This is a genomic window from Psychrobacter sp. DAB_AL32B (assembly GCF_002224105.1).
In the GTDB taxonomy this organism is placed as follows: domain Bacteria; phylum Pseudomonadota; class Gammaproteobacteria; order Pseudomonadales; family Moraxellaceae; genus Psychrobacter.
On the sequence record NZ_NEXU01000204.1, the window covers coordinates 1 to 249 of the forward strand.

The following is a 249-nucleotide window of genomic DNA, read 5'->3' on the forward strand; positions in this document are numbered from 1 at the left end:
ATACGTTTGTATGAGCTAATCTGGCGTCAGTTTGTGGCTTGTCAGATGCTACCAGCAAAATATCTATCCGTAAATCTGTTCGTTGGCGCTGATGATGTCGAGCTCAAAGCGCGCGGTCGTACTTTGGTATTTGATGGCTATACTAAAGTTATGCCACCAGCCAAGACCGACGATACCTTATTACCTGATGTCAAAAAAGGCGATAAATTAACCGTAGATAAGCTTGATCCGAGCCAACACTTTACCAAG

The 249-nt window shown here is 43.8% G+C and carries 1 protein-coding gene; it reads left to right on the plus strand.

What is annotated here, in order from left to right; genetic code table 11:
* The coding region (locus tag CAN34_RS13960) for a DNA topoisomerase (RefSeq protein ID WP_133063033.1) at nt 1-249 on the plus strand (249 nt) is incomplete at both ends.